Source organism: Streptomyces sp. NPDC057654 (assembly GCF_042800135.1).
Taxonomy (GTDB): Bacteria; Actinomycetota; Actinomycetes; order Streptomycetales; family Streptomycetaceae; genus Streptomyces.
Map to the genome: position 1 here is coordinate 1 of NZ_JBHVHQ010001391.1, position 1,353 is coordinate 1,353.

The following is a 1,353-nucleotide window of genomic DNA, read 5'->3' on the forward strand; positions in this document are numbered from 1 at the left end:
GTCTTCGGCCTGCCCGACCTCTATACGGACGCCGAGGGCGGCAGCCTGGCCGGGCACTGGGACCTGATGTCGGAGGACTGGGGGCCGGGCAACGACGTCATGGCCTGGCACAAGTGGAAGCTGGGGTGGCTCACCGCGCGGCAGGTCCGCTGCGTCGCCGGGCCCGGTACGCGCACCGAGCGCATCGCCCCGCTGAACGCGCCCGGCGGCGGGGCGCGGCTGGTGTTCGTCCCCGTGACGCGGCACAGCGGGTACGCGGTGGAGGTCCGCCGCCGCGAGGGCAACGACGAGTCGGTGTGCCGGTCCGGCGTGCTCGTCTCCTGGGTGGACACCTCGGTGGACACCGGGGGCGGGCCGGTGACGGTTGTGGACTCCACGCCGCACAGCGGCGGTTGCAGCCATTCGTCCAATGTCGACGCGGAGCTGTCGGACGCGGCGTTCGCGCCGGGCCAGGCGTTCACCGACCGGCGCCGCGGGGTCCGGATCGAGGTCCTGGAGGGGGGCGGCAACGGGAGCGGCAACGGAAGCGGGGACTACCGGGTGCGGGTCACCCGCCGCTGACGCCACAGGTCCGAGGGACTTTCGCCCCTTTTACCCCTCACCCCAGCGGGCAGGGGTGCCGAAGACGGAGTGATCGAATCCGAACCGACTGAACTGGAGACGCGGATGAGCACCTTGCCGGTGATCGCGGCGGCGGACGGATCCCCCGACAGCGACCGGGCCCTGCGCTGGGCCGCGGGCGAGGCCGGGCGGCGCGGAGTGCCGCTGGACGTCGTGCACATCTGGCCGTACGTCACCAAGATGCAGCCCGTGACGCCGGACGCCGTCGTTCCGGTCGGCGTGCCGGAGGAGGGCGAGGACCCGGTGCTCAACGCGGCCCGGGAGCTCGTCGCCTCGCTCCCCGACGGCCCGACCGAGCTGCGGCTGCGCACCATCGGCGGCGACCCCGGCCACGACCTGCCGGAGCTGGGCGCGGAGGCCGCGCTGCTGGTGCTCGGCTCGCGCGGGCGCGGCGGGTTCGCCAGTCTGCTGCTCGGCTCCAACGGCCTGGCCTGCGCGGCGCGCGCCGCGAGCCCGGTGGTGGTCGTGCCGCGGCCGGGCGAGGACGAAGCTTCCGGCGGAGGCGCGTACGGGCGCGTGACGCTCGGGCTCGCGCCCTCCCCCGAGGCAAACGCGGCGACCGGCTACGCCTTCGAGGCGGCGGCCCGGTCGGGCTCGAAGCTCCAGGTGGTCTCGGGTTATCCGGAGCCGGTGACGCTGGCGAGCGCGTACGAGTTCGTGCTGCCGTACGAGCGGGAGACGGCGGAGTTCGCGGCGTCGCTGAAGCACGAGGTGAGCGTGCACCTCGCCCTC

General features: G+C 74.5%; 1 protein-coding gene and 1 pseudogene. Both read left to right on the forward strand.

Annotation, left to right across the window (positions count from 1 at the left end):
- Positions 1-561, forward strand: a pseudogene (locus ACFU99_RS43855) (M6 family metalloprotease domain-containing protein); the annotation flags it as partial.
- Positions 562-666: 105 nt separating this feature from the next.
- Positions 667-1,353 (forward strand): universal stress protein (locus ACFU99_RS43860; protein ID WP_384404405.1); only part of this gene is annotated, 687 nt, incomplete at its 3' end.